This window comes from Rhodoferax sp. (genome assembly GCF_028689295.1).
GTDB lineage: Bacteria > Pseudomonadota > Gammaproteobacteria > Burkholderiales > Burkholderiaceae_C > Rhodoferax.
In genome coordinates, this window is sequence record NZ_JAQTWL010000054.1 from 1 (window position 1) to 4,221 (window position 4,221).

General features: G+C 56.6%; 4 protein-coding genes. All 4 read left to right on the forward strand.

Going from position 1 to position 4,221, the window contains the following annotated elements:
- On the forward strand, positions 1–615 hold a 615-nt coding region (gene trfA, locus PHF15_RS16575), incomplete at its 5' end, for a plasmid replication initiator TrfA (RefSeq protein ID WP_300122942.1).
- A 354-nt stretch (positions 616–969) separates the two neighbouring features.
- A complete protein-coding gene (locus tag PHF15_RS16580; protein ID WP_300122945.1) occupies positions 970–1,311 on the forward strand; it encodes a TrbC/VirB2 family protein in 342 nt (113 codons plus the stop codon).
- A gap of 26 nt (positions 1,312–1,337) precedes the next feature.
- Positions 1,338–1,661: a conjugal transfer protein TrbD gene (gene trbD, locus PHF15_RS16585; protein WP_300122946.1), complete on the forward strand. Its 324-nt coding sequence runs from the start codon at positions 1,338–1,340 to the stop codon at positions 1,659–1,661.
- A gap of 3 nt (positions 1,662–1,664) precedes the next feature.
- The gene (locus tag PHF15_RS16590; RefSeq protein ID WP_300122948.1) at positions 1,665–4,109 is read left to right on the forward strand and encodes a DUF87 domain-containing protein; all 2,445 of its coding nucleotides are present in this window, start codon (positions 1,665–1,667) and stop codon (positions 4,107–4,109) included.
- Positions 4,110–4,221 lie beyond the last annotated feature (112 nt).

Below are 4,221 nucleotides of genomic sequence, written 5' to 3' on the forward strand. Positions count from 1 at the left end.
CAGGCTGATCTGGATGTGTGGGAACAAGCGCTGCAACTGGCCAGAACGGGCGGGCTTGGGTGCAGGATTCAATTCACCGCCTCAAAGTTCTTGAAGAGCATTGGGCGCGGCAACGGCAAAAGTCAGCATGAATGGCTGAAGGGAGCCTTTGCGCGACTGGCGGCCAGCGTGGTTGAGATTAAGGATGCACATCGGGCCTATTTCGGCCCCATTCTTCATCATGGTGGCCGGGATGATCAGACCGGCCGGTACGTCATTGAAATGAACCCCAAAATAGTCGAGCTTTACGGCCTCGACGGCTGGTCAAGTGTGGAATTTGGCCAGCGCATGGCACTCAAAAAGCGGCCCCTTGCCCAGTGGTTGCACGGCTATTACAGCTCCCATGCAAAGCCGTTCCCCGTCAAAGTCGAAACCCTGCAACGACTGTGCGGGAGTCAAAACGCCGCCATCAAAGGGTTCAAACAGGAACTGAAGTCAGCCCTGGAAAGGCTGGAAGAGGTCACACACTGGCGCTGGGAAATCGATGCTTCAGACCTGGTGCACTTGTCAAAAGTGCCGACGGTGAGTCAAGCAAGGTATCTACTCAAGCGTGGGCTTGTCCACAGTCGGTCCTGACTTATCCACAAAACCACGGCATAGCACATACCGGGAAGCACGGCATAGCGCATACCAACACGGCATAGCACATACCAAACCACGGCATAGAGCATACCCAGTCACGGCATAGCACATACCGCGGCGAACTCAAAATGATAAAAATAGCAAGTCAAATCAATGACTTCCAGATAGCGCCAAAAGTAGCTAATCTTTCTTTAATCTATCTCTAATCTGTCGCCTGCAAAAAAAGTCTGGGTGAGTGGTTTTGTCAGTTTGCGAAATCTCGTCACGGCTGCGCTCAGCCACTTGCACTCCAGCGGTATCAAGCACCAGCCAAACAGGCTGATGTCTTTTTTCCAACTGGAGTAGATCGTGCATTTCCAAACAACCAGGCTCACCAAATCTCTCAAAAAGCTTGCCACTTCAGTCACATTCGGCGCTGCCGGACTTGCATCTCAGATCGCCCATGCGGGCCCAGCTCTGCCTTGGGACGGCCCCATCACCACGGTCGTCAACAACCTGACCGGGCCAGTGGCCACCGGCATTTCGACCGTGGCCTTCCTGGCTGCCGGTGCGGCACTGATTTTTGGTGGTGACGACTTGGGTGGGATTGCAAAGAAATTGCTGTACGTGGTGCTCGGTGTGGCGTTGATCGTCTTTGGTGCCAACTTCCTGAGCATGATCGGCCTGGTCAACAGCGGCGCCTTGATCTGATGGTCCGTCGTTTCTGATCGCAAATCATGGCTGATCAAAGCAAAGATAGCGGCGCTGATTTTTCAGTACCGCTGCATCAATCCATGCTCAGGCCCATGCTGCTGCTGGGCGCTGAGCGAGAGCTGATCCTGGCACTGGGCATCGTAGCTGGTGTGTTCATTGTTTCCTTGTTTCAACTGTGGGCCGCCATTTTTGGTCTGATTTTGTGGGCTGTCGGCGCATGGGTGTTGACTCGCGCGGCTAACTTTGACCCCCAACTCTCCAAGACCTTTGGGCGCAGTCTGCAATACCGCAAGCTGTACAAGAGTGCCGCAACACCGTTTGCCTCGCCGCGCAAATTCGGAAACTGAAAAATGCTCTTGAAAGAATTTCGCAGCCAAGTCCAAGGACTGCCGGATCTGTTGCCCTGGGCGGCGCTGATCGACAACGGCGTGGTGCTCACAAAATCTGGTGGCCTGATGGCGGGCTTTGAATTTCGCGGCCCGGACCTGGACAGTGCCACCAAAGAGGAACTGGCGGCGGTGTCGGCTCGGATCAATGCGGCCCTGGCACTTGATGATGGCTGGAGTTTGAATGTGGATGCCGTGCGCCGTCAGTCGCCTGGGTACCCTTTGGACGGCGCTTTCCCAGACCGTACCACCCGACTGCTGGACGATTGCCGCCGTCTCGCCCATGAAGGCGATTGGGCTGGTTTTCAAAGTGACTACACGCTTGTCTTGTGCTGGCATCCAGACCGTGATGCTGCGGCAAAAGCCGAGATGCTGTTTGTGGACGGGGCTCAAAAGACTGGAGTGGCAGAGCGCAGTTTGAGCCGCTTCAAAACTGTTCTGGCTGAAATTGAATCACGGCTGGCAGGAACGCTAAAGATCCGTCGCCTAGTGGACACTGTCGACACTGAGACCGGATCGGTCGAGAGTCAGCTTCTGGCGCATTTGGCTTCTTGTGTCGCTCTGGCACCACGCGCCAGTTTTGTCATGGGCACGGTGCCAATGTACCTTGACGCGGTACTGGGTCAACACGACTTTGTGACGGGATTCGAGCCCCGGATTGACGACAAAACAGCGATTTGCATCGCCGTGACGGGCTTTCCTGGCGCCAGTTTCCCCGGAATTCTGGACTTCTTGTCACGCTTGCCGGTGGAATACCGCTGGTCAAATCGTTTCATTTTCATGCCGGTGCGTGAAGCGGATAAGGCCCTTGGCGACTACCGTTCCAAGTGGGCGCAAAAGCGGCTGTCACTGATGAACTTGATGCGCTCAAGCCAGGGCGGCGGCGTCACCCATGTGAATGCGGATGCAGACGATATGGCGGCGGACGCGGTAGCGGCCATGGCCGAGGCCAGCAGTGGCCTGGTGCGATTTGGCTATTACACCAGCGTCGTTTTGCTCTCCAGTTCGAACCTGCAGCCATTGCGTGAAGCGGCTCAGTACGTGACCAAGATGATCGCCAATGCAGGGTTCTCAGCGCGCGTAGAGTCGGTCAATGCGGTGGAAGCTTATCTGGGCAGCATGCCTGGAAATATGTATGCCAATGTGCGCCGCCCGCTGGTCAACACCTTGAACCTGGCGCACTTGCTGCCCCTCACGGCCATTTGGGCCGGACCGGATGCTCACCCGTGTCCCTTTTATCCTGAGCATTCGGCGCCGCTGCTGCAAGCCAAAACTGATGGTGCAACACCTTACCGGCTTTGTCTGCACGCTGGCGATTTAGGCCACACGGCCATCATCGGACCGACCGGATCGGGCAAGTCCACCCTGTTGGCGACGCTGGTGGCGCAGCATTTTCGCTATCCGGGCGCGCAAGCCTTTGTCTTTGACAAGGGCTATTCCATGTTCCCCTTGGTGGCTGCTGCCGGTGGCCAGCATTACGACATTGCGGGCGAATCCGACAACATCACCTTTTGCCCCCTGGGACGCATTGATGATGAAGTTGAGCGCAGCTGGGCGGCTGAATGGTTGGAAAGCCTGGCAGAGCTGCAAGGTGTGGCCATGTCACCAGAACTGCGCAAAGAACTCTTTCGTGCGGTGAACCAGTTGGCGGCTTCAACCGACTGCGCGAAACAACGCACCCTGTCAAACTTCCTGCTGACCTTGCAGGACAACCGTCTGCGTGAAGCGCTGGAATACTACTCACTGCGTGGATCTGCTGGGCGGCTGCTGGATGCCGAGAGCGACGGACTGCAGGCGGACATCTTTCAGGTCTTCGAGCTTGAACACCTGATGGCGCGCGGCGAAAAGATAGTGCTGCCCGTCCTTGCCGACTTGTTTCACCGACTTGAGCAGCGTTTTCAGGGTCAACCGACCTTGTTGGTGCTTGACGAGGCCTGGATAATGTTGGGGCACCCAGCCTTCAGGGCCAAGATTCGCGAGTGGCTGAAAGTGCTGCGCAAATCGAACGTTGCGGTCATTTTTGCCACCCAGTCCCTGAGCGACTTGTCGCGCAGTGGCATTGCCGATGTGATTTTTGAATCCTGTCCATCAAAGATCCTGTTGCCCAACCCGCAGGCACAAACCGAAGCCTTGAGCGGGCTGTACCAAGCGATTGGACTCAACCGGCGGCAAATCCAGATCGTCAGCAATGCCATACCTAAGCGCCAGTATTACCACCTGCACCCGGACGGCTCCCGCGTTTTTGAATTGGGACTAACGCCACCGGAAATGGCTTTTGTTGGGGCCAGTGGACGCGAGGATTTGGCGCGGATTCGTCAGCTGCAAAAGCTGGATGCCCGCACCTGGCCGTCTGCCTGGCTGCGGGAGCGCGGCCAGTTCGACGCCGCTCGTTTGTGGGATAGCTATTGACTGTGACAGGTCAGCAAAGAGCATCTGGCCCGACGCTCGCACAGACCTCCCCTGTGTCACCACGGTTTTACTGGTTGTTTGATCGTGGGAGGGCCACTTTTTTGCGTCAACT

What these genes read in the sequence shown, in the direction of transcription:
- PHF15_RS16590 (WP_300122948.1), top strand. Translation starts at nt 1,665, where the DNA reads ATGCTCTTGAAAGAATTTCGCAGCCAAGTCCAAGGACTGCCGGATCTG.
- trbD (WP_300122946.1), top strand. Translation starts at nt 1,338, where the DNA reads ATGGCTGATCAAAGCAAAGATAGCGGCGCTGATTTTTCAGTACCGCTG.